Consider the following 1,618-nt stretch of genomic DNA (forward strand, 5'->3'; position numbering starts at 1 on the left):
TGGACGCGCAGGGCCGCGCTCTGCCGCCGCGGATGATGGAAGACGACCAGCTCGAGATCCCTGCCTTCCTCCGCCGTCAGGCGAACTGAGAGGCCGATCGGCTGTGGATTGGTGGGGGCAACCATGCCCCCATCGGCCTAGAGTGAGGTGTTTCGGCAACAGGCCCGGGATCGCAAGATCCCGGGTTTAGTTGCTTGTTAAGACACTGATCACAAAATGCTTTTCAAAGATCGTGGCGAAACCGTGGCTGTAACAGATCGTAAGAATCCGTGATTTGGCCGTCCTGTTTGCCACAGCTATACACGCTCCCGGAACGACAGAAGGCGCGGAAGGTCGAACGACCGGCAGCGCTCGCAGAGGCTTCAAGCAGCGGACGGACTTTCCCACACCGCGCCCCGGAACGGGGATGCGCAGGAAGGATCCTGGCCGAGGGCTAAGGTATGCGGACGAACCAACAAACAACGCTCAAAACGTCCGTGACCCTCACCGGAATCGGAGTCCACTCCGGAAACCCGGCAGAGATCACGATCCACCCGGCCAAAGCCAACCACGGTATCGCCTTCCTGCGAACGGGCACGACCACCGGCAACGACCGGCTCATCAAGGCCCACTTCGCCTGCGTCTCCGCCACCGAGCTGTGCACCGTCATCGGTGACGTCGAGACCGGCGCCGTCGCCACCATCGAGCACCTGATGTCGGCCCTCTACGGCCTGGGCGTCGACAACGCGCTGATCGAGATCGACGGCCCCGAGATGCCGATCCTCGACGGCAGCGCCCGCCCCTTCGTCGAAGCCATCGACAGCGTCGGCCTCGCCCTCTGCGGCGCGGCGCGGCGCTGGATCAAGGTGCTCCAGCCCGTCCGCATCGAGGCCGGCCGCGCCTTCGCCGAGCTCCGCCCGATCGACCGCGGTTTCCGCCTCGACGTGGAGATCGACTTCGAATCCCCGGTGATCGGCCGTTCGCGCAAGGCGATGGACCTGACCCCGGCTGCCTATCGCCGCGAGATCGCCCCCGCCCGCACCTTCGGCATGATGAAGGACGTGGAGCGCTACTGGAAGGCGGGCTTCGCCCTCGGCGCCTCCCTCGACAACACCGTCGCCGTCGGCGAGACCGCCGTCGTCAACCCGGAGGGCCTGCGCTTCGCGGACGAGTTCGTCCGCCACAAGTTCCTCGACGCGGTCGGCGACCTCGCGCTGGCCGGCCTGCCGATCCAGGGCGCCTACCGCTCCTATTGCGGCGGCCACCGCATGAATGTCGGCATCCTCGAAGCCCTCTTCGCCGACCGCGCGAACTACGCCATCGTCGAGGGTCAGGGCACCCGCCGCGAGCCGGCCCGCGCCGAGTTCGGTCTCGGCATCGCCGCCTTCGCCGCCGAACTGTAACCGCCAGGCCACATCGTTCCGCGATCAACGTTGCGGGCGAAATCCTTAACGGTTGCCACCGCCCCGCCGTTTTGACGCCCGAATCGGCCTCCACCCGTGAAAGCCTGCGCGTAGGTCGCGTGCCGTCGTCCGATCGGCCGGGCCTGACAGGGAATTTGACCGCGATGCCTCTGACCTTCCCGACCCGTGGCGCGATGGCGGCCGTGCTCCTCAGCCTCGGCCTCGGGCTCGGCGGC

1 protein-coding gene is annotated in these 1,618 nt (G+C 66.9%); it reads left to right on the plus strand.

From position 1 onward, the window contains the following. Window positions 1-440: 440 nt before the first annotated feature. Window positions 441-1,382: a UDP-3-O-acyl-N-acetylglucosamine deacetylase gene (lpxC, locus tag MFF42_RS23795; RefSeq protein WP_238258274.1), complete on the plus strand. Its 942-nt coding sequence runs from the start codon at window positions 441-443 to the stop codon at window positions 1,380-1,382. Window positions 1,383-1,618: the final 236 nt, after the last annotated feature.

Source organism: Methylorubrum podarium (assembly GCF_022179745.1).
GTDB lineage: Bacteria > Pseudomonadota > Alphaproteobacteria > Rhizobiales > Beijerinckiaceae > Methylobacterium > Methylobacterium podarium.